This is a genomic window from Hyphomicrobium sp. 802 (assembly GCF_000526135.1).
GTDB lineage: Bacteria > Pseudomonadota > Alphaproteobacteria > Rhizobiales > Hyphomicrobiaceae > Hyphomicrobium_B.
The window spans coordinates 614,135-634,138 of the sequence record NZ_JAFM01000001.1 but is presented as its reverse complement, the minus strand read 5'-3'; the positions used below and the strand labels follow the sequence as shown (position 1 = coordinate 634,138).

21 protein-coding genes and 1 riboswitch are annotated in these 20,004 nt (G+C 60.8%); of the genes, 11 read left to right on the top strand and 10 right to left on the bottom strand.

What is annotated here, in order from left to right; genetic code table 11:
- Positions 1–134: 134 nt before the first annotated feature.
- Positions 135–1,418 carry an EAL domain-containing protein gene (locus tag HYP802_RS0103205; RefSeq protein ID WP_013945702.1) on the top strand — a complete coding sequence of 428 codons (1,284 nt, stop codon included), beginning with the start codon at positions 135–137 and terminating at the stop codon, positions 1,416–1,418.
- 7 nt (positions 1,419–1,425) lie between these two features.
- Here the strand turns inward: HYP802_RS0103205 and lysA are convergent, their stop codons facing one another.
- The 3 genes from lysA to argH all read right to left on the bottom strand — a co-directional run bounded on the left by lysA (position 1,426) and on the right by argH (position 4,479).
- Positions 1,426–2,706 carry a diaminopimelate decarboxylase gene (lysA, locus tag HYP802_RS0103200; protein ID WP_013945701.1) on the bottom strand — a complete coding sequence of 427 codons (1,281 nt, stop codon included), beginning with the start codon at positions 2,704–2,706 and terminating at the stop codon, positions 1,426–1,428.
- Between the two features lie 78 nt (positions 2,707–2,784).
- Positions 2,785–2,970, bottom strand: coding sequence for a lipoprotein (locus HYP802_RS0103195; RefSeq protein ID WP_244420946.1), 186 nt, complete (start codon positions 2,968–2,970; stop codon positions 2,785–2,787).
- A 99-nt stretch (positions 2,971–3,069) separates the two neighbouring features.
- On the bottom strand, positions 3,070–4,479 hold the full coding sequence (argH, locus tag HYP802_RS0103190) for an argininosuccinate lyase (protein WP_013945699.1): 1,410 nt from the start codon (positions 4,477–4,479) through the stop codon (positions 3,070–3,072).
- Between the two features lie 38 nt (positions 4,480–4,517).
- Here argH and HYP802_RS0103185 point away from each other — a divergent pair, with 38 nt between their 5' ends.
- Positions 4,518–5,165 (top strand): TlpA family protein disulfide reductase, encoded by a 648-nt coding sequence (locus tag HYP802_RS0103185; RefSeq protein WP_013945698.1) that lies wholly within the window; start codon positions 4,518–4,520, stop codon positions 5,163–5,165.
- A 161-nt stretch (positions 5,166–5,326) separates the two neighbouring features.
- Here the strand turns inward: HYP802_RS0103185 and HYP802_RS0103180 are convergent, their stop codons facing one another.
- Positions 5,327–5,581 carry a hypothetical protein gene (locus HYP802_RS0103180; RefSeq protein ID WP_013945697.1) on the bottom strand — a complete coding sequence of 85 codons (255 nt, stop codon included), beginning with the start codon at positions 5,579–5,581 and terminating at the stop codon, positions 5,327–5,329.
- A gap of 263 nt (positions 5,582–5,844) precedes the next feature.
- Between HYP802_RS0103180 and dapD the strand changes: the two genes are divergently transcribed.
- The 3 genes from dapD to dapE are packed head-to-tail and all read left to right on the top strand — an operon-like array spanning position 5,845 to position 8,614.
- Entirely contained in the window at positions 5,845–6,687 is an 843-nt protein-coding gene (gene dapD / locus HYP802_RS0103175; RefSeq protein ID WP_013945696.1) for a 2,3,4,5-tetrahydropyridine-2,6-dicarboxylate N-succinyltransferase, read from the top strand.
- Positions 6,688–6,689: 2 nt separating this feature from the next.
- Positions 6,690–7,445: a hypothetical protein gene (locus tag HYP802_RS0103170; protein ID WP_024275117.1), complete on the top strand. Its 756-nt coding sequence runs from the start codon at positions 6,690–6,692 to the stop codon at positions 7,443–7,445.
- Positions 7,442–8,614, top strand: a complete 1,173-nt coding sequence (gene dapE / locus HYP802_RS0103165) for a succinyl-diaminopimelate desuccinylase (protein WP_013945694.1) — start codon at positions 7,442–7,444, stop codon at positions 8,612–8,614. Before HYP802_RS0103170 ends, dapE begins: the two co-directional genes overlap by 4 nt.
- Positions 8,615–9,056: 442 nt before the next feature.
- Here the strand turns inward: dapE and HYP802_RS0103155 are convergent, their stop codons facing one another.
- Positions 9,057–9,395, bottom strand: coding sequence for an HU family DNA-binding protein (locus tag HYP802_RS0103155; protein ID WP_013945692.1), 339 nt, complete (start codon positions 9,393–9,395; stop codon positions 9,057–9,059).
- 227 nt (positions 9,396–9,622) lie between these two features.
- Positions 9,623–10,396, bottom strand: coding sequence for an SDR family oxidoreductase (locus HYP802_RS0103150; RefSeq protein ID WP_013945690.1), 774 nt, complete (start codon positions 10,394–10,396; stop codon positions 9,623–9,625).
- A gap of 157 nt (positions 10,397–10,553) precedes the next feature.
- Between HYP802_RS0103150 and HYP802_RS0103145 the strand changes: the two genes are divergently transcribed.
- A complete protein-coding gene (locus HYP802_RS0103145; protein ID WP_013945689.1) occupies positions 10,554–10,880 on the top strand; it encodes a metalloregulator ArsR/SmtB family transcription factor in 327 nt (108 codons plus the stop codon).
- Positions 10,881–10,970: 90 nt separating this feature from the next.
- Entirely contained in the window at positions 10,971–11,324 is a 354-nt protein-coding gene (locus HYP802_RS0103140; RefSeq protein ID WP_013945688.1) for a DUF1428 domain-containing protein, read from the top strand.
- A gap of 89 nt (positions 11,325–11,413) precedes the next feature.
- Here the strand turns inward: HYP802_RS0103140 and HYP802_RS0103135 are convergent, their stop codons facing one another.
- The gene (locus HYP802_RS0103135) at positions 11,414–12,538 is read right to left on the bottom strand and encodes a 2'-deoxycytidine 5'-triphosphate deaminase (RefSeq protein ID WP_013945686.1); all 1,125 of its coding nucleotides are present in this window, start codon (positions 12,536–12,538) and stop codon (positions 11,414–11,416) included.
- Between the two features lie 138 nt (positions 12,539–12,676).
- Positions 12,677–12,755: riboswitch (SAM riboswitch) on the top strand.
- Positions 12,756–12,825: 70 nt separating this feature from the next.
- On the opposite strand from HYP802_RS0103135, the gene metZ reads away from it, so the two are divergent.
- From metZ to HYP802_RS0103115, 4 genes are all read left to right on the top strand, one after another.
- A complete protein-coding gene (metZ, locus tag HYP802_RS0103130; protein ID WP_013945685.1) occupies positions 12,826–14,037 on the top strand; it encodes an O-succinylhomoserine sulfhydrylase in 1,212 nt (403 codons plus the stop codon).
- An 8-nt stretch (positions 14,038–14,045) separates the two neighbouring features.
- Positions 14,046–14,495 carry a Co2+/Mg2+ efflux protein ApaG gene (gene apaG / locus HYP802_RS0103125; protein ID WP_024275115.1) on the top strand — a complete coding sequence of 150 codons (450 nt, stop codon included), beginning with the start codon at positions 14,046–14,048 and terminating at the stop codon, positions 14,493–14,495.
- Positions 14,496–14,509: 14 nt separating this feature from the next.
- The gene (gene argE, locus HYP802_RS0103120; RefSeq protein ID WP_024275114.1) at positions 14,510–15,679 is read left to right on the top strand and encodes an acetylornithine deacetylase; all 1,170 of its coding nucleotides are present in this window, start codon (positions 14,510–14,512) and stop codon (positions 15,677–15,679) included.
- A gap of 225 nt (positions 15,680–15,904) precedes the next feature.
- Positions 15,905–16,474, top strand: a complete 570-nt coding sequence (locus tag HYP802_RS0103115; protein WP_013945682.1) for a histidine kinase — start codon at positions 15,905–15,907, stop codon at positions 16,472–16,474.
- 30 nt (positions 16,475–16,504) lie between these two features.
- On the opposite strand, the gene HYP802_RS0103110 is transcribed toward HYP802_RS0103115, so the two are convergent.
- The 3 genes from HYP802_RS0103110 to HYP802_RS0103100 are packed head-to-tail and all read right to left on the bottom strand — an operon-like array spanning position 16,505 to position 19,626.
- Entirely contained in the window at positions 16,505–17,464 is a 960-nt protein-coding gene (locus tag HYP802_RS0103110; RefSeq protein ID WP_024275113.1) for an Hsp33 family molecular chaperone HslO, read from the bottom strand.
- A gap of 15 nt (positions 17,465–17,479) precedes the next feature.
- Complete coding sequence (argF, locus tag HYP802_RS0103105) at positions 17,480–18,454, bottom strand: ornithine carbamoyltransferase (RefSeq protein WP_013945680.1); 975 nt, start codon at positions 18,452–18,454, stop codon at positions 17,480–17,482.
- Entirely contained in the window at positions 18,454–19,626 is a 1,173-nt protein-coding gene (locus HYP802_RS0103100) for an aspartate aminotransferase family protein (protein ID WP_024275111.1), read from the bottom strand. The genes argF and HYP802_RS0103100 overlap by 1 nt, the downstream gene beginning before the upstream one ends.
- Between the last annotated feature and the right edge of the window lie 378 nt (positions 19,627–20,004).

Genomic DNA, 20,004 nt, shown 5'->3' with positions numbered 1-20,004 from the left:
CGAGGCGTGTCAATACGCCTCCCCAAAAATCTGCGACAATCGGCAACCACAGATTGACGGCTTTTCTAAAGTGCGTATCCAGATTTCAGCCAGACGCTCACTGACGTTCAGTTGCCGGATCAATAGGAGATATTGTGCTCATTCAATTCATTAGCAAAGCAGGGACGGCCGTTCGCACGTGCCTGACAACTGCTATCGAGAATGAGCACATTTGGCCTGCGTTTCAACCGATAGTCGACATCCGGTCCGGTCACTTAAGGGGGTTCGAAGTCCTTGCCCGTTGGACGGATCCCCTGGTTGGCGAGATTAGCCCCGTCGACTTCATCCCAGTGCTGGAACAGCGCGATCTGATCGACCGTCTGTTTAACCATCTTGTGCGGACCGCGTGTCCTGTCGCCGCAACATGGCCTGGTCCGTTCTTCCTGGCCTTCAACATTTCACCTAAACAGTTGATCGGCGAAGCGTTGCCGTTGGAGCTTTCGGAAACCGTTCGTGCCACCGGCTTTCCCCTAGAGCGCTTCCAAATCGAAATCACGGAAAGTTCGCTCATCTCCGACGTGGAAGGAGCCTACGCGCGCTTGCGCGAGCTCGACGACATGGGGGTCAAAGTTGCACTCGATGATTTCGGCACCGGGTATTCGAGCCTCGCGCGGCTTGAGGCCTTCCCTTTTCGCAAGTTGAAGATAGACGCTTGCTTCGTCCGAGCATTAGACCGGGACAGCAGCAAACGTCGCATCGCAGCGGCCATTATTGGGCTCGGCCAGAGCCTCGGCATCACCGTCGTGGCGGAAGGGGTCGAAACTCGCCAAGAGGAAGCGGTATTGCGAGACTTGGGCTGCGACCTCGGACAGGGGTGGCTCTACGGCAAACCGCAGACGAAAGATGAAGCGAGACGCACGCTCGAAATGTTTGGTGCTGTCGAACACACGGCCCCTCCACTTGACGTTTCGCCGTTTCAGCAATTGCACCAGCTCGCCACACTCTACAAGCAAGCACCCGTCGGATTGTGTTTCCTCGACCTGAACCACCGGCATGTGCGCGTAAACGACAGGTTCGCAAGCATCCATAACATGACGGGCGCCGAACTGGAGGGGAAGACCGTTTCCGACGTCATGAGCGGACCGACCTTGGCAACGGTGAAACGCATCCTCAATCAGTCTCTGCTCAGCGACGAACCGATCGCAGAAAACTACGTCCACGGGGACCGGCACCTTCGCGTGATTTGCACGCGGGTCGTTGATCTCGCCGGGGAGGTCATCGGCTTTTCAGGCGTTTCCGTCGACACCGAACCGCCTTTGGAAAGCTGCCAGCGCGTCTTGGAAGGGGCGAGCGCTTTTAGAAAGCATCCACCCGTTCTTCGCAGGTGTCCCGGCTGCAGCACCGGCCATCCACACCAATTCAATTTCGAGAGTAACTGATCCCGGCTTACCGTTCAGGCGAGGTAAGCCATGGTGGCAGGTGATCCGCGCCGATCAGATCGTCGTAGCTCGGGCGCGGCCGGACGACCGCATACTTGTCGCCATCGACCAGCACTTCCGGAATGAGCAAGCGGCTGTTGTAGGTCGATGACATCACCGCGCCATAGGCCCCCGCCGTCATCACCGAAATCAGGTCGCCCGCCTCTAGCGGAGGCAACGCGCGATCTTCGGCCAGAAAATCGCCTGTCTCGCAAACCGGCCCGACGATGTCCTGCTGGATCGGCGCGAGTTCGCTGCGCGCTTCGACGACCGGCCAGATGTCGTGATAGGCTTCGTAAAGCGTAGGTCGGATCAGATCGTTCATCGCCGCATCGATGATCGTGAACGTCTTGTCGGTGCCTTCCTTGACGTAGGTGACTTTCGTCACCAGCACGCCGGCGTTACCGACGATCATGCGCCCCGGCTCCATCACGATCTTGAGGCCGAGCGGCCCAAGCGTCTCCTTGACGACGGCCGCATATTCATCGGGCGTCGGCGGAATGTCATTGGCGCCGCGATAGGGCACGCCAAGGCCGCCGCCGATATCGAGATGCTCCAGGCCCAAGCCATCGCCCTTGAGATCGCGCGCCAGATCGGCCATCAGCCGGAACGCATCGCGGAACGGCGCAAGATCGGTGATCTGGCTGCCGATGTGCATATGAATGCCGGAAATCTTGATGCCCGGAAGCTTTGCCGCCTCGGCATAAAGCCGCCGCGCATCGGCATAGGGCACGCCGAATTTGTTCTCGGCCTTGCCCGTCGAAATTTTCGCGTGCGTCTTGGCATCGACGTCCGGATTGACGCGAATGGCGATCGATGCCGTCCGGCCCATCGCGTTCGCGACCTCGCTCAGCGCCTTGAGTTCCGGCTCGCTCTCGACGTTGAAGCCGAGAATGCCTTCTTCCAGCGCATAGGCCATCTCGCCCCGCGTCTTTCCAACGCCCGCGAAAATGATCTTCGACGCCGGAACGCCCGCGGCGCGTGCGCGACGAAGCTCGCCTTCCGACACGACGTCCATGCCCGCACCGAGCCGTGCCATCGTCTTCAGCACGGCCTGGTTGGAATTGGCTTTGACCGCAAAACAGATCAGCGCGTTCTGCCCTTTGAACGCTTTCGACAAAACTTCGTAATGGCGCACCAGCGTCGCCGTCGAATAGCAGTAGAAGGGCGTGCCAACCTCGTCGGCGATGCGTGCGAGGCTCACATCCTCCGCGTGAAGGAGGCCGGACTTGTATTGAAAATGATGCATGGAAGCGCTTCTAGCGGATGAGAAACGTCCGCTTCACCGGAAAATGCAGGAAAGGTCAAGACGGCGCTAAAAAAGCGCCTATCGCAGCAGCGGATCGAGGATGAAGTTCTCGTGCGGTTTCGGCGGCGCGTCCGAATTCTTGCCGGGGTCGGCGGCATCCGCCGATTTGGCCTCGCCCGACGCCTTAGCGCCCGGCGGCGGCTCCAGCGGCCCCTTAACGCCGCAGCCCGCAAAACCTGCGGCCACAGCGCCAAGCAGCACCATGGTCCCCCAGGTCCTCATGCAGCGCAAAAGCGCGGCCATGCCCAAATTCACTCCAGAACCCCTCAACCCGCGAAGCCTGCGGGCAACCCTTCCTGGTACTTAGCCCTTCTGCCGGGCCTTTTCCAACCGCCGAAGCCACTGGCGCGCCATTTTGGCGACGTTCTGTGGCGCGGTTCCCCCATAACTGGTCCGGCTTTTCACCGAGTTTTCCACAGACAGCACCGAGAATACGGCTTTTGTGATGCGCGGCTCGACCTTTTGCATCTCTTCGAGTGAAAGCTGTTCGAGATCAATGCCTTTCGTCTCGGCGACCTTGACGATCGAGCCCGTGACGTGGTGCGCCTCGCGGAACGGCATCTTGAGTTCGCGAACGAGCCAGTCGGCAAGATCGGTCGCCGTCGAATAACCGCGCCCTGCAGCGGCCCGCATGGCGTCCGCATTGGGTTCGAGGTCGGAGATCATGCCCGCCATCGCCGCCATCACGAGACGCAGGCTCGACAGCGCGTCGAACGTCGTCTCCTTGTCTTCCTGCATGTCCTTCGAATAGGCGAGCGGCAGCCCCTTCATCACGATGACGAGACCCTGGAACGCCGACGCGATGCGCCCAACCTTGGCGCGCGCCAGCTCGGCCGCATCCGGATTGCGCTTCTGCGGCATGATCGACGAGCCCGTCGTGAAGCGGTCGGAAAGCTTCACGAAGCCGAACTGCGGCGTCATCCAGATCACGATTTCTTCTGCAAGCCGCGAGAAATGCACCGCTGTAATGGTGGCGGCCGCCAGCGTCTCCATCGCGAAATCGCGGTCCGACACGCCGTCGAGCGAGTTCGCCATCGGCCGGTCGAAGCCCAGCGACTCGGCTGTCTTTTCACGGTCGATGGGGAATGACGTTCCCGCCAGCGCCGCAGACCCAAGCGGACTTTCATTGAGACGTTTGCGCGCATCGGCAAAGCGACCGCGATCGCGCGCGATCATTTCGACGTAGGCCAGCAGATGATGACCGAACGTCACAGGCTGCGCGGGTTGCAGATGCGTGAAGCCGGGCATGACGGTCGCCGCATGCGCTTCCGCCTTCTCCGCCAGCGCCTGCTGGACCGCGGCAAGCGCCACGTCGATGCCGTCAATCGCATCGCGCACAAAGAGCCGGAAATCGGTCGCAACCTGGTCGTTGCGCGAGCGCGCCGTGTGCAACCGCCCCGCCGCTGCACCGATAAGATCCTTAAGACGGCTCTCGACGTTCATGTGCACGTCTTCGAGCGCACGCGAAAACGTGAACGTCCCAGCGTCGATCTCCGCCTTGATCTTGTCCAGACCCTTTGCAATCTCGCGCGCGTCGGCCTTCGTGATGATGCCCGCTTCGGCTAACATCTCCGCATGCGCCTTCGAGCCGCGAATGTCTTGCGGGGCAAGCGCCTTGTCGAAGCCGATCGAGGCATTTATCTCCTGCATGATCTCCGCGGGAGACATTGCAAAACGGCCACCCCACATGGCATTGGCGGGCTTGTCGGTCACGAACGGCTCCGTATCAGAGAAACGAACAAGGTTAGCAGATGGCAGCGAACAGTAAGGCACGGCCGCAGAAAGCACTTTGGATCGTGGCGCTGTCGGCGCTTGCCGGGTTCGGCGCCGTATACGTCATCGGGGGCTGGTTCGACAACAAAGCGACGGAGATTTCTAGTGCCGCAGCCCAGGATTCATCCGCTCCGGCCGTCGGTGCGTCGGGCAACTCGTCCTTCAAGCTCGGCGAGATGGCGGCATTTGTGACGAAGAAGCCGCCCGAAGCGCTCCCCGACATCACCTTCGAGGACGCCGCCGGGAAAGAAGTTCACCTGTCGAGCTTCAAGGGCAAGACGATCCTGTTGAACCTGTGGGCGACGTGGTGCGGGCCTTGCCGCGAAGAAATGCCCGCGCTGAACAAGCTGCAAAAGGAAATGGGCAGCGACAAATTCGAGGTCGTCACGCTCAGCCTCGACCGCGGCGGCTACGAAGCCTCCCGCAAATTTCTCGACGAGCTGAAAGCCACCGACGTGCACCTCTACGCCGATCCGACGGCGAAACAGGGCATGGCCCTGAAGCTGATCGGCATGCCGACGACGATCCTGATCAACAAGGACGGCTTGGAAGTCGGTCGACTGGCAGGCTCGGCGAAATGGGATTCCGCTGACGCCAAAAAGCTCATCGAAACCGCGATCAATTAAGCCCGCACAGCCTCGGGCTCATCCCACCACTCTTGCAAATAGCAGCCTTACCGAAAGCAATCGTCATCCTCGGCTTTATGCCGAGGATTCATGTTCCCGCCCGGGCAATTGCTCAATCAATCCTCGGGACAAGCCCGAGGACGATGCCAGTTTCTTGAAGATTACTTCTTCTTCGCCGCCTTGACCTTCTGCGTCAGAGCCGAAGCCGCCGCCGACTTGGCTTCCTTGCTGGCCGTCTTGCTCTTCAAAATCTTGGCCGCAGACGAAGCCACTTTCGCGCTGGTCGTTTCCGTGCTGCCCTTCTGCGTCAGGGCCGAAGCCGCAACCGCCTTTTCCGCCTTCGTCGCCGTCTTGCTCTTCAGGACCTTCGAAGCAGCCGACGCGACTTTCTTGCTCGTGCTTTCCGATTTCGCCATGGACATCGCTTTCTTGTTGCAGCGGCCGCAGTGGCGCGGTCCGACGAGGGCGAACCATGCCAGATTCGATATGCGGGCGGAATCACACCGAAGCCCGAACGCAACCGATTTCCAGCATCCTTTATGCGGATGCTCCGTGGGCGGCCTCTCGGGTCAACCAGGAATAGACAAGCCGAGGGTCAAGCAGAAATTGACACCCCACGTCCAAGAGGCGACAAGGCGCGTCTCGTATGACGATACCCAGCCCTTGGAGAAGACTTCCCATGACGAACGATGCGCTGAAATCCACCATTGAAGCGGCATGGGAGGCCCGTGACGGCATTTCGTTCGACACCAAAGGCGAAGTCCGCGACGCCGTCGAAACGGCCCTGAACCTCTTGGACAACGGCCAGGTCCGCGTCGCCGAGAAGGTGAACGGCGCTTGGACCGTCAACCAGTGGCTGAAGAAGGCCGTTCTTTTGTCCTTCCGCCTCAATGACATGGAGATGATCTCGGGCGGCCCGGCCGGGAGCTACTTCTGGGACAAGGTGCCTCCGAAGTTCGCAGGCTGGACCGAAGCTGATTTCCGCAAGGGCGGTTTCCGCGTCCTGCCCGGCGCAGTCGTCCGCCGCTCGGCCTACATCGCCCCCGGCGCAGTCGTGCTGCCCGCCTTCATCAATCTCGGCGCCTACGTTGACAGCGGCACCATGGTCGACACCTGGGCGACGGTCGGAAGCTGCGCGCAGATCGGTAAGAACTGCCACATTTCAGGCGGCGCCGGCATCGGCGGCGTGCTCGAACCGCTCCAGGCCGGTCCGGTCGTGATTGAAGACAACTGCTTCATCGGCGCCCGCGCCGAAGTGGCCGAAGGCGTCGAAGTCGGCGAAGGCTCCGTGTTGTCGATGGGCGTCTACCTCGGCGCTTCGACGACGATCATCGACCGCGCCACGGGGGAAAAATTCTTCGGCAAGGTGCCGCCCTATTCCGTAGTCGTCTCGGGAACGATGCCGGGCAAGCAGCTGCCCAACGGCGAGCCGGGCCCGAACCTCTACTGCGCCGTCATCGTCAAGCGCGTCGATGCCAAGACCCGCTCGAAGACCAGCATCAACGAACTCTTGCGGGATTGATCGTGGCGCCGCGCAGCTACCGAGCCCTCGACCCCGCGAAAATCGTGGAAACGCTCGAAAGGCTCGAGCTGCGCATCTCGTCTCGATTTCCCGGATCGGGCCTGTCGCGCGTTTGCGACAGCCTGATCGACGTTGCGAAACAAACATCGCAACGCATCGAATACGTCTCGCGTCCGAACTGGGTGCTGCGCCTGCTTTTGATTGTCATGATCGGCGGAGCGCTGGCGACGTTGCTTTACTTCACATCGCAGATTTCTTCCCTCAAAGGCACCGACGAACTCTCAGAAGCGGTGCAGGGTCTGGACGCCCTGTTCAATCTCGTTGTGCTCTTGGGCGGCGGCGCCTTCTTCGTCTCGACGCTCGAAACCCGCTGGAAGCGCGCCCGTGCCTTGAGTGCGCTGCACGAGCTTCGCTCCATCGTGCACGTCATCGATATGCACCAATTGACCAAAGACCCCAGCGCCATGGGCGCGATAAGAACCGAGCAGTCACCGGCCCGCAACCTGACACCCATCGAACTCGTCCGCTATCTGGACTATTGTTCTGAGATGCTGTCGCTGACAGCGAAATGCTCCGCTCTCTATGCCGAACGGCTGAGTGACTCCGTCATCGTCGATACGGTAGGCGATCTGGAACGGCTGACATCGGAACTGTCGAATAAAATTTGGCAAAAAATTACGATCATCGAAACGCTCTACGGCCGCGACGTACCATTGCCATCGATCGAACAGACCTCTAGAAATCCCGGCTTATCATGACCCTCGTTCCGACAGATCCCGTAGCGCTCGCGCAGGCTCTCATTCGCTGCGAAAGCGTCACGCCCGACGAAGCCGGCGCTCTGACGCTGCTGCAAAACGTGCTCGAACCGGCCGGTTTCACGTGCCATCGTCTCGTGTTCTCGGAACCCGGCACGCCCGACGTCGATAACCTCTATGCGCGCCTGGGTACCGGCAGACCGCATCTTTCGTTTGCTGGCCATACCGACGTCGTTCCCGTCGGCAACGAAGCGGCCTGGACGGTCCCCCCATTTGCCGGAGAAGTGCGCGACGGTATTCTCTACGGTCGCGGCGCTGTCGATATGAAAGGCTGCGTCGCCGCGTTCCTCGCCGCCGCCATGAAGTACATTCATCACTACAATGGCCTGCCGCGCGGCTCATTGTCGTTCATCATCACGGGCGACGAAGAAGGCCCGTCGATCAACGGCACGATGAAAATTCTCGACTGGCTGAAAGCGCGTGACGAAGTCGTCGATGCCTGTCTCGTCGGCGAACCGTCGAACCCGAAAGCTTTAGGTGATGAAATCCGCATCGGGCGGCGGGGCTCGCTGACAATCGATCTTATCGTGCACGGCAAGCAGGGCCACTCGGCCTATCCGCAGCTCGCGGACAATCCGGTGCCGAAGCTCGCGCGCATCATCGACCGGCTGTCGACCACGAAACTCGACGACGGCACCGAAAACTTCCAACCGTCGGACTTGCAGGTGACGGTCGTCTCCGTGCCGAACACAGCGACGAACGTCATCCCCGGCCGCGCAGTGGCGCGCGCGAATATTCGCTATAACGACGCCTGGACGCGCCCCAAGATCGAAGACTGGGTCAGCAAGACGGTCGCCGCCGCCGCAAAAGAAGTCGACGCCAAATACGATCTTGAATTTTCCGGTACCGGCGACGTCTTCCTGACGAAGCCCGGCCCGCTTGTTTCCACACTGAAAGACGCGGTCAAATCCGTCACCGGCCGGACGCCCGCGCTGACGACCGGCGGCGGCACGTCGGATGCGCGTTTCATCAGAGATATTTGCCCTGTGGTCGAGTTCGGCCTCGTCAACGCCACGATCCATCAGGTCGACGAGCACACGAGCATCTCCGATCTCGAAACCCTGACGACGATCTACGAACGCTTCATCACGAATTATTTCCGCAACGGCTGAAGCTTTTCTCTGCGCCCTCGGCTCCCCTTCGCGGAGCCGGCCACCAGCGCGAGTTTGTTGAAACAGTCGTCGGCCGTTGAGTGAGACGCGATCCGCGCCAAAACCACCGTCATGCCGACGGAGGTCGGCACCCAGACAAGTTTCAAAATGACCAGTGTTGCGAGTTGACTGGATCCCGGCCTGCGCCGGGATGACGGAATGAATTGGTCCGCCACTGCCGCTCCAAGCCCGAGCGTGCGGCCGGCTCGCCGCAATGGGAGCGCCAACAAAACTTCCGTTTCGGGCGGCCGGCGCGCGGAACGCATGTCGCCCGACCGCCGTCGACTGTTTCAACATGCCCGCGCCGACGGCCGGCTCCGCGAAGCGGAGTCGTCGGCGCCAACAAAAAAGGCCGCCGTGGCTCCGGCGGCCTTTTCGAATTCAACCCCGCTGAGGCCGAGTCTTAGATCGACTCTTTCAGCTCTTTCGCGGCGCGGAAAGCGATCTTCTTCGAAGCCTTGATCTTGATGGCTTCGCCCGTTGCCGGGTTGCGGCCCATGCGTGCCGGGCGCTTGCGGACCTGAAGAACGCCGAGGCCACCGATACGGATGCGCGCGCCCTTCTTGAGGTTCTTCGCGATCTGAGCAACGAGATCTTCGAGCAGTGCAACCGACTGCTTCTTCGGAATCTCATGCGTTTCCGCGAGCGTCGCGGCCATGTGCTTCAACGTGACGGTATCGATCTTAGCCTTAGCTGGCGCTTTGGCTGGTGCTTTCTTTGCTGGCGCTGCTGCCTTTGCCATTGTCATCCCTCTTGATGCGAATACGAATCGTTTTCAGTTCGAACACTACATCGACAAAGTCCAAAAACACGCTGTTTTAGGGCCTTTTTCGAATGAGGTCGGCGAAAAGAGCAGCATTTGTTGCCCGAAAGCAAGCGCGACATAACGCTTAGACGCAAAAAAAACGCCAAAATGCGGGATTTTGGCGTCTAAAGGGAAGAACGACAGGGGAAAGTAGGGACGAAAGATCAGAAGGTCAGCACGCTTCCGCCGGTGACATCGACCGTCTGACCGGTAATCCAACGCGACTTCGAACTGGCCAGAAAGGCGACGACATCGGCGACGTCTTCGGGCTGACCGATACGTTTCAGTGCCTGCTTCCCGATCGCAAATGCCTGCCCCTCGGGATTGCTGACAAAGTCGGCGGCCATATCCGTATTGATGACGCCCGGTGCCACGGTATTGACGGTAATGCCTCGCGGTCCGAGTTCCACCGCCAAGGATTTCGCCAGATTATCGAGAGGAGCTTTGAGCATCGAATAGGCTGCAACGGCCGGAAGCGGCGTGCGGACGACACCGGAGGATGTCGAGATGATGCGCCCGTTGTCTTTGAGGCGTTTGACCGCTTCTTGCGTGATAAAGAACAGAGATTTGACGTTGACGTTGTAGATCTCATCGAAAACGTCTTCGGTCGTCTCGTTGAAACCGACGAACGGCGCGATGCCCGCATTATTGACGAGAATATCGAACTTCGTGTCGCCCGTGCGCTGCTTCAACTCCTGATCGACGCCAGCGAACAACGCCTGGGCCGCGCCCTTCTTCGTCAGATCGGCGCCGACTGCGAAGGCATCCCCGCCGCTGGCCTTGATCTTTGCGACGACTTCATCGGCCCCGGCTTTGCTTTTTCCATAATGGACGGCGACCAGCGCGCCTTCCGCCGCGAGCGTTTCGGCAATGCTGCGCCCGATGCCACGGCTGGCGCCAGTGACGACTGCGATCTTTCCGGCAAGAGATTTGGACATGTTCATCTCGCGTTTTTTCTCAAACGATCTGTCCTTCTAAGGTTGGCCGGCCCATCCGGCCGGCACCCCGGACGAGGCATCAGATAATCCCTATATTCGGTAGTTCAAGATTTTCGAACTATTGAAATCTCACATTCTCGTGGTTATCTTTTTGCTTATGCAGAGGCCCTTTGTTCATCCCGCCGTTGAAGACGTGACGCTTGAGAGCGTGCTCTATGCGCTCGCCGATCCGACACGCCTTGAGATCGTGAAAACGCTGGCGACCGGCGGTTGTGCCATGAACTGTTCCAAGGCCGCGCCGGCCGATCTGCCGAAATCGACGCAGTCGCATCATTTCCAGGTGCTGCGCGAGGCGGGCCTGATCCGTTCTGAACGTCGCGGCACCGAAGTCGTCAATTCGCTGCGTTGCGCAGAGCTCGACAAGCGTTTTCCGGGCGTCATCGCGTCGATCCTCAAAGCCAGCGAGAAATCGAAGAAACGCTAAAACGGCGCGTCGTCTGACAGCAGCTCTTTGGCGGACGCGCCGTCATGCCTATCTCCAGGGCGGACATTACGGTCCGCTAGGGAGAGAAAGATGAGCTACGTCGACGGTTTTGTCGTCCCGGTCCCATTCGAGAGATTGAAAGATTACCGCAAGCTGTCGAAACGAGCCGGCAAGGTTTGGCGCGAGCACGGCGCGCTCGCCTACGTCGAATGCGTCGGCGATGACGTCCCGCCCGGCAAGCACACATCGTTTACGAAGGCCGTCAAACTGAAGGACGGCGAGGTCGTCGTCTTTTCCTGGATCGTCTTCAATTCGCGCGCGCACCGCGACGCCGTGAACAAGAAGGTAATGAGCGATCCACGCTTCGCCACCCTGATGAAAGTCACCCCCTTCGACGGCAAACGCCTGATCTACGGCGGCTTCAAACCGATCATCGAGATGTAAGCGCTTTTGCCGACGCATCCGCGTCAATAAAGAGCCCGCGATTGGCGGCCGGCTTGGCGAAGCCAAGTCGCCAATCGCAATCAAAGAACCTACTTAAAATGCTTCGAGAGCTTCAGGCCCTGGCCTTGATAGTTCGATTTGAGGCCCTGACCGTAGAGCGTCGCGGGCGTCTCGATCATGCGCTCGTAGATCAGCCTGCCAATGATTTGCCCGTCTTCGAGAATGAACGGCACTTTGTGCGAGCGAACTTCCAGCACGACGCGTGATCCGTTGCCACCCGCCGCGGCATGCCCGAAGCCTGGGTCCATGAAACCCGCATAATGCACGCGAAACTCGCCGACCAGCGGGTTGAACGGCACCATCTCGGCCGCGTGTGTCGGCGGCACATGCACGGCTTCTTTCGAAGCCAGAATATAGAACTGATCCGGATCGAGGATCAGCCGGTGCTTATCCTTGACGTGGATCGGATCCCAATAATCTTCGATCGGATAGGCGCCGACGCGATCGACATCGACGACACCCGTATGCCGCCGCGCGCGAAACCCGACCAAACCGTCTCCGTGACCTGAAAGATCGACGGTCAGCGCGATGCCGCCTGCAATATCCGCGTCCTGCGCCGAAACCAATCGTTCCTTGGCGTGAAGCTCGCGCAGTACCTCGTCGCTGTCGGCGGCGGGCCCGTTGCGGAACCGAATTTGCGACAGCCGCGATCCCTTACGCACCACGATGGGAAACGTCTGCGGACAGATCTCGGCATAAAGCGGCCCGTGATACCCGCGCGGAATCTGATCGAACGCGCCGACGCCATCCGCGATGACGCGCGTAAACACGTCAAGTCGTCCGGTTGAGCTTTTCGGGTTTGCCGAGGCTTCGATATCCGCCGGAAGCGCCAGCGTTTCGAGCAACGGCACGATATAGACGCAGCCCGTTTCGAGAACCGCACCCTGACTGAGGCTAATCGTATGCAACGCCAATTCATCGAGCTTGCCCTGCACCTTGCCGCCCGGACGCGGCAGAAAGCTCGCACGCACGCGATAGGCAACCGCGCCAAGCCGCAGATCGAGACTTGCAGGCTGTACCTGACCTTCCGCGGGCGGCTCCGCCAGCACGATCTCCCCGTCCGCGATCATGTGTGAAATCGCCTGCGACGGCAGAATACCGACCGCGCGCTCGCGCCGTTTATGCACTGACGTGGATTTTTCTGCTTTGGTCATTCGTTTCGGCTCAGCCCCTTCGCACCCCGTCTAGAGCAGCCGCAAGTCTTCGCCAAGGGCAGCAATCTTCACCATACACGCTTTGCTGGCCCCTCAAGTCCACCTCTTGACGCAACCAGCCACGAGCGGTAAGCCCGACGCCGATTTCGTGGTCCTTTGGCCGGCCGGCTTGCAGCCACGTTAAACAAATCGCTAAAGAGGCCGTGCGCGCACCCGGTTTCCCGCGCCCGGCTTTTATCAGCCGGCAGCTCGGAACCGGGATTTTTATTGCGCGAAAGGCCAAGCCCATGGCGAATGACGAGAAGTTCCCGAACAACAATCCGGCCTGGCGGCCTGAGACGGCGCTCGTGCATGCGGGCATCACCCGCTCGCACTGGGGCGAGACGTCCGAAGGTCTGTTTCTGACGCAGGGCTTCGTCTACGACAGCGCCGAGCAGGCGGAAGCCCGCTTCAAGCAGGAAGATCCAGGCTATCAATACACGCGCTTCGGCAATCCGACGATTTCGATGTTCGAAGATCGCCTGAAGATCTTCGAAGGCGCCGAGGAATGCCGCGCCACCGCGACCGGCATGGCCGCCGTCACCGCCGCGATCCTGTCTTACGTCAAAACCGGCGATCACATCGTCGCCGCCCGCGCGCTGTTCGGATCGTGCCGTTACATCGTCGAAACGCTGTGTCCGCGCTTCGGCATCGAGGCGACGCTGATCGACGGCAAGGACCTCGACGCGTGGAAGGCAGCCATTCGCCCGAATACCAAGATGTTCTTCTTCGAGACGCCGTCGAACCCGACGCTCGAACTCGTCGATATCGCCGGCGTCTGCAAAATCGCCCACGACAACGGCATCTTCACGATCGTGGACAATGTTTTTGCAACCCCGATGCTGCAACGGCCGCTGGCGCTCGGCGCCGATATCGTCGTCTACTCCACGACGAAGCACATCGACGGCCAGGGCCGCTGCCTCGGCGGCGCCGTGCTCGGCAAGACCGACTTCGTCGGCAAGTATGTCCAGGAATGGCTGCGCCAGACCGGCCCGTCGATGAGCCCGTTCAACGCCTGGGTCATGCTGAAAGGCCTTGAAACACTGCCGATCCGCGTGAAAGCCCAATGCGAAACGGCAGCCAAGATCGCCGATGTGCTGACCGGCCTCAAAGGCGTGACGCGTGTGATTTACCCTGGCCGCGCCGACCATCCGCAGGCGGCGCTTGCAGCCAAGCAGATGCCGGGCGGCGGCCAGATGGTCGCCTTCGAGGTCGAAGGCGGCAAAGCCGGTGCATTCCGGTGCCTTAACGCGCTCCGCATCATCCGTATTTCCAACAATCTCGGCGATGCCAAGAGCCTCGTTACGCACCCGGCCACAACGACGCATTTCCGCCTGACGCCCGACCAGCGCTCGGAACTCGGCATTAGTGATGGTATGATCCGTCTTTCGATCGGGCTTGAAGCCGCTGAAGATTTGGCGGACGATCTCGCCAACGCGATGAAGACGATGACGGGGTGATGGGAGCCATGAGTAAAAGTACGCCGACAACGCCGACAAAACGGCAGGCCGCTGACGACTTTCACGCCTACGAATCGACGACGCGCGGCATCCGCATCCGCGTCGAGCCGAAGTACATGGAAGAGCAGTCCTCTCCCGAGGACAGCCATTTCGTCTGGTCCTACGCCGTCGAAATCTCCAATGACGGCAACGAGACCGTGCAGCTTCGCTCGCGCATGTGGCGGATCACCGACGCGCACGGCCGCACCGAGGAAGTGCGCGGCGCTGGCGTCGTCGGCCAGACGCCGGTCATCGAGCCAGGCAAGGCATTTCACTACACGTCGGGTTGCCCGCTCAAGACGCCGCAAGGCATCATGGTCGGCAGCTATCAGATGACCGACGAGGCTGGCCAGCTTTTCGAAGTGGCCATTCCGGCGTTCTCGCTCGATAGCCCCTACACGCGACGCAGCATGAACTGACCGGCCATCAGCCGATGAGCGCAGCAAAAGGCAAAAGCTTCACACCCGTCGAATTGCTCGCGCGCCTCGTGGCCTTCGATACGACGAGTTCGAAGAACAATCTCGGGCTGATCGCTTTCGTCGAAGATTATCTAGCAGGCCACGGCGTCGCCTCGCGCCGCATCGTCAGCGACGACGGGCAGAAATCATCGCTCTACGCGACCATTGGACCAGACGACGAAGGCGGCGTTGCGCTGTCGGGCCACACCGACGTCGTGCCGGTCGATGGCCAGACCTGGACCAGCGATCCGTTCACGTTGCGATCCGAAGGCGGCAAGCTCTACGGCCGCGGCTCCGCCGATATGAAGGGCTTTATAGCTTCCGCACTTGCCGCCGTTCCGAGCTACAAGGCGCGCAAGCTCAAAAAGCCGATCCACTTGGCGTTTTCTTACGACGAGGAAATCGGTTGCATCGGCGTCCGCCCGATGATCGCCGAACTCGGCAAGGATCTTCCCAAGCCTCGCATGGTCATCGTCGGCGAACCGACGAGCATGCAGGTCGTCGATGCGCACAAAGGGCCGGTGCGCTGGCAGGTCGACGTCAAAGGCCGCGCTGCGCATTCGAGCATGGCGCATCTCGGCGTCAATGCCGTCACCTACGCCACACGCCTCATCGGCGAGCTCGAGCGCATGGAGCAAGAGCTGAAGCAGCGCGTGATCGACATCCGCTTTGAGCCGCCCTATTCGACGCTTCAAGTCACCAAGATCGACGGCGGCACCGCAACGAATATCGTGCCGGTCGGTTGCACGTTCGTTTTCGACATTCGTGCGCTGCCGGGCCTCGACCCGGACGAGATCGAAACGCGCCTGCGCCGTTTCGCGGAAAAGCGCTGTCTTCCCGAAATGCACGAAATCGCACCGGAAGCCGACATCCGTATCGAACGTGTCAACGCCGTTCCCCCGTTCGGCGCCGAGCGAAAATCCGAGGTCGTCGCGCTCGCATTGAAGCTCACCGGCCAAAACGAAACCTACGGCGTCTCCTACGGCACCGAGGCCGGTCTCTTTCAGGAGGCAGGCGCTCCCGCCGTCGTCTGCGGCCCGGGCGACATCGCGCAGGCCCACACCGCCGACGAGTGGATCGCCGAAAGCCAGATTGCGAAATGCATGGATTTTCTCGACCGCCTCGGCGACTGGGCCGAGACGTGATCGCCCTCGAACCGTGTTTTTTCGCTCCAATTCCGGCATAAACCGAAAATTACAAGCGTCTGCAAAGACTTACGATCCGCCAAGATGTGTGGCACGCTTGCGACAGCTCATGCGACAAGTTGAGCAAACACACGACTTTTTTCCGCTACCGCCGTGCTTCCGACCCACTGTTCGGCGTACCAATCCAGCCTAGCCGCCGAGCATCGCAATTTAAGAGACGCGCCCATGTCGAAACGCATCTATCTGCTTACCGCATCCGCGTGCGCGATTTCAGCGGCGATCGCCTTGGGCGGCTGTTCTACGGCCTCACTCCCGAGCGTCGGCTCGATCAACCCGTTCGGCAGCGGCAACACGATTTCCGAAATCGACCGCGCTTACCTTCAGGCGGCCGGAAGCTGGGACCAGAACCACGATAGCGTTGTCACCTGCGACGAGTGGAAGTCCTACGCCGAGGATCTATTCAACGGCGCCGACGCCAACCACGATGATTTTCTCGACGCCACCGAATGGCAGAACCTGACGAACGTCGACAAGATGTTCGTAACGGCCGACCTCAAATACTTCGACGCCAACGGCGACGGCAAAGTCTCGCGCCAGGAATTCGTCGACAAGCCGAACCCGGCGTTTGTGCTGATGGACAAGTCCGGAACCTGTAAGCTCGACGCCAACCAGATCGCCAGCGCCCGTTCGAAGACGGAGTACGACCTGTCTGGAACGAAGCCGCAAAACAGCGACCCGCGTGAGCAGGGCGGCCAGGTCGGTCAGGCAGCAAACGGCGCTCTTCCGGGGCAATAACGCCAGCGCGGAGCGCGGCGGGGCGACGAGCTAGCCCCCGCTCTCCCGTAGCTCGTCCGGCGAAAAGACGTATCGCTTCGTGCAGAATTCGCACGTCACGACGATCTTGCCGTTGTCATCCAGCATGTCCGACAGCTCGGCCGCACCGAACGCCGAGAGCACGTTCTCGACCTTTTCCCGGCTACACCGGCAGAACGCCGAAAGCGGAATGACACGCTCAACCGCCACGGCTTCTTCGTGGAACAGCCGCAACAACAGTCGCTCGACCGAAAGCCCAGGATCGAGCAGCTCATGATCTTCAACCGTCGCCGCCAGCATTTCGACGCGCTTCCAGTCGTCGTCGCTCAGGCCCTCGCTCTCGTCCGATGCGCCGAGGCTCTGCACCATCAAGCCGCCTGCCCGCCGATGCCAGCGGGACTGAGGATGTGGCTCCTGTCGCGATCCGACGTACTGCTCTGCGACAGCCGAGCGAATGAATGTCGGCAGATTTTCGCGCTGCTGAAAGTAGGCCGCGACCGTACCCGACAGCGGCGCATGCTCGAACGCCAGCACGCCCTGATAGCGCTCTTCACCTGGCCCGGAATCGAGCGTGATCGCCAGATGCCCGTCCCCGAACGCCGCCGCGATATCGGATCGCGTCGCACCTTGCGTGAAGGCCTTAAGTTTCTCGGCATCGTACCGCGCATAGCCACGCAGCTTCCCGCTCGCTGCGTAATCCGCAACGAGAATGGACACCGCCCCGTCTGAGCGCATCATCAGATTGAGATTGCCGCCTTGCGGCAGCGCAGATCCGCACAAAGCCGCAAGCGCCAGCGCTTCCGACAGAGCGCGCCCTGGAAGATCGGGCATCGCGTGCGGCGTGACGATCGCATCGAGCGTCGCACCGAGCCGGACGAGCCGCCCGCGAATATTTGAATTCTGCGTACGAAACGCGACGACGACATCATCTGCCGGAATGGAAGGCGGCGCTGGCGGTGCATCAACCGGCATCGGCAGAACCCTCCATCAGGCGCCGAAGCACCACGCCAGAATGGCCTTCTGAGCATGCAGACGGTTTTCAGCTTCGTCGAAAATCACCGACTGCGGACCCTCGAGCACAGCTTCCGAAACCTCATGGCCCCGATAGGCGGGCAGGCAATGCATGAAGATCGCGTTCTTCGCCGCCTTGCTCATCAGCTTTTCATCGACCGCGTAGGGCGCCAGCATCTTCTTGCGCTTCGCCGCATCCGACTGACCCATCGAAACCCAGGTATCAGTCACGACGCAATCGACGCCTTTCACAGCACGATCCGGGTCCGTCCCGATCTCGACGTCACCCTTCTCGCGTGTGACCCACTCGACGGCCTCATCTTCAGGGAACAGCGCTTTCGGGCACGCCAGCCGCAGCTTGAAGCCGAAGCGGACCGCCGCATGCATCCACGACACGGCAACGTTGTTGCCGTCACCGACCCAGGCGACCGTCTTACCCTTGATCGGCCCCAAGTGCTCCTCGAACGTCTGGATATCGGCCATCACCTGACACGGATGGCTCTTTTCCGTCAGACCGTTGATGACCGGGATCGTCGCGTATTTCGCAAGCTCCGCCAGCGTCGCGTGCGCGTTGGCGCGGATCATGATGCCGTCGACATACCGCGACAACACCCGCGCCGTGTCAGCTACCGACTCCCCACGCCCAAGCTGCAAATCGGTGTGATTGAGAACCAGTCCGCCACCGCCGAGCTGGCGCATGGCGACATCGAACGAAACGCGTGTTCGCGTCGACGGCTTCTCGAAGATCATCGCCAGCACGAGATCCTCGATGCCCTTCGGCCGCAGCTCCTTCGGAACGCGCTTGCCCGCTTTCTTCATCGCGTGCGCTGCGTCGATGATCTTGCGCAGCGTCTTGCCGTCGAGATCTGAGATATCGAGGAAGTGCCGAGGAGACTGTTTGGAGGTCATGAATTCGGGAGCTTTCTCCAGCTCTTCTACCAAGCCGGACATCAGGACGTTTCACCAGCCACGCGGCCAAGCGCGCGGGAAAGAGCGAGCAACCCATCGGAAATATCCTGATCGGTCGCGATGAGAGGCGGCAGCACGCGCACGCAGTTGTCGCCCGCGCCGACGAGCAGCAGTTTTTCAGCGTTGGCGGCTTTCACCACTTGCGGCGGCGTGACGTGCGACTTGAGCTTCAGCCCCATGAGCAGGCCGGCGCCACGCACCTCTTCGATAAGATCGGCGTGCTGATCCTTGAGCCCTTCAAGACCCTGTTTCAGCCGCAGCGTCTTATCACGCACGGCTTCGAGAAAATCCGGCTCGGAGACAATGTCGATGACGGTCGAGGCGACCACCATGCCGAGCGGGTTGCCGCCGAACGTCGAGCCGTGTGTGCCGGGCGTCATGCCCTTCGCTGCTTCTGCCGTCGCCAGCACCGCGCCGACGGGAAAGCCGCCGCCGAAGCCTTTGGCGACCGCCATCACGTCCGGCGTAATGCCTGCCCATTCGTGCGCGAAGAGCTTGCCCGTACGGCCCATGCCGGTCTGGACTTCGTCCAGCACGAGCAGCACACCGTGCTTGTCGCAAAGCTCGCGAACGGCTTTCAAAAATTCCGGCGTCGCCGTGCGAACGCCGCCCTCACCCTGGATCGGCTCCAGCATGATCGCGGCGGTTTCCGGCCCGATCGCCGCTTCGACGGCCGCGACATCGCCGAGGTCGACATGGTCGAAGCCCTCGACCGTCGGCCCGAAACCTTCGAGATATTTCTCATTGCCCGCGGCAGCCAGCGTCGCCAGCGTCCGCCCATGGAAGGCGCCGCGGAACGCAATGATCCGCTGCCGTTCGGGCTGGCCGGAAACATAATGATAGCGGCGCGCCACCTTGATCGCGCCTTCGCACGCTTCCGCCCCGGAATTGCAGAAGAAAACCGTTTCGGCGAACGTCAGCCGCGTCAGCTTCTCGGCGACCGTCTCCTGGCCTTCGACGCGATAAAGGTTCGACGTATGCCAGAGCTTTTCCGCCTGGGCTTTCAGCGCCGCGACGAGTTGCGGATGCGCATGCCCCAGCGCGTTGACGGCAACGCCGGAGCCGAAATCGAGATAGCGCTCTCCGGTATCGGATGTCAGCCAGCAGCCCTCGCCACGGACGAAGACGACGTCCTGGCGGGCATATGTACCCATCACAGCGGACGATGGGCCGCTGGAAACAGCTGTGTCTGAAGCGCTACGGGGAGCTTTCCCCAACGCAGCAGAGGAACTTCCCATGGCGCGTGGATAACCCTGAGCAGAAAATCAAAAAGCCGCCAAATTCGGCGGCTCGATCACAACCCCTGATACCTCCTGACGGCTTCGCTGTCAATAAAAGCTCTGCCGCGCCGCCCGCGATCCCGAACCCAAAGTTCAACGCCAGATGCTTATGGTTGAATCGCCCCCAGCCATGCACGGAAATCTGACATATCCCCTGCTGCGAATCGTCTGTGGCCTCCTCGCAACTTTTCCCTGTCAATACCCCTAATGTGAAAGCTCCGGCTTGTAGGCGGGATTCAGCATGTTGTAATC

Bases quoted from the DNA above. Each gene is read 5' to 3' on its own strand.
- lysA (WP_013945701.1), bottom strand. From the start codon at position 2,706: ATGCATCATTTTCAATACAAGTCCGGCCTCCTTCACGCGGAGGATGTG.
- HYP802_RS0103195 (WP_244420946.1), bottom strand. From the start codon at position 2,970: ATGGTGCTGCTTGGCGCTGTGGCCGCAGGTTTTGCGGGCTGCGGCGTT.
- HYP802_RS0103185 (WP_013945698.1), top strand. From the start codon at position 4,518: ATGGCAGCGAACAGTAAGGCACGGCCGCAGAAAGCACTTTGGATCGTG.
- HYP802_RS0103180 (WP_013945697.1), bottom strand. From the start codon at position 5,581: ATGGCGAAATCGGAAAGCACGAGCAAGAAAGTCGCGTCGGCTGCTTCG.
- dapD (WP_013945696.1), top strand. From the start codon at position 5,845: ATGACGAACGATGCGCTGAAATCCACCATTGAAGCGGCATGGGAGGCC.
- dapE (WP_013945694.1), top strand. From the start codon at position 7,442: ATGACCCTCGTTCCGACAGATCCCGTAGCGCTCGCGCAGGCTCTCATT.
- HYP802_RS0103155 (WP_013945692.1), bottom strand. From the start codon at position 9,395: ATGGCAAAGGCAGCAGCGCCAGCAAAGAAAGCACCAGCCAAAGCGCCA.
- HYP802_RS0103150 (WP_013945690.1), bottom strand. From the start codon at position 10,396: ATGTCCAAATCTCTTGCCGGAAAGATCGCAGTCGTCACTGGCGCCAGC.
- HYP802_RS0103145 (WP_013945689.1), top strand. From the start codon at position 10,554: ATGCAGAGGCCCTTTGTTCATCCCGCCGTTGAAGACGTGACGCTTGAG.
- HYP802_RS0103140 (WP_013945688.1), top strand. From the start codon at position 10,971: ATGAGCTACGTCGACGGTTTTGTCGTCCCGGTCCCATTCGAGAGATTG.
- HYP802_RS0103135 (WP_013945686.1), bottom strand. From the start codon at position 12,538: ATGACCAAAGCAGAAAAATCCACGTCAGTGCATAAACGGCGCGAGCGC.
- metZ (WP_013945685.1), top strand. From the start codon at position 12,826: ATGGCGAATGACGAGAAGTTCCCGAACAACAATCCGGCCTGGCGGCCT.
- apaG (WP_024275115.1), top strand. From the start codon at position 14,046: ATGAGTAAAAGTACGCCGACAACGCCGACAAAACGGCAGGCCGCTGAC.
- argE (WP_024275114.1), top strand. From the start codon at position 14,510: ATGAGCGCAGCAAAAGGCAAAAGCTTCACACCCGTCGAATTGCTCGCG.
- HYP802_RS0103115 (WP_013945682.1), top strand. From the start codon at position 15,905: ATGTCGAAACGCATCTATCTGCTTACCGCATCCGCGTGCGCGATTTCA.
- HYP802_RS0103110 (WP_024275113.1), bottom strand. From the start codon at position 17,464: ATGCCGGTTGATGCACCGCCAGCGCCGCCTTCCATTCCGGCAGATGAT.
- argF (WP_013945680.1), bottom strand. From the start codon at position 18,454: ATGTCCGGCTTGGTAGAAGAGCTGGAGAAAGCTCCCGAATTCATGACC.
- HYP802_RS0103100 (WP_024275111.1), bottom strand. From the start codon at position 19,626: ATGGGTACATATGCCCGCCAGGACGTCGTCTTCGTCCGTGGCGAGGGC.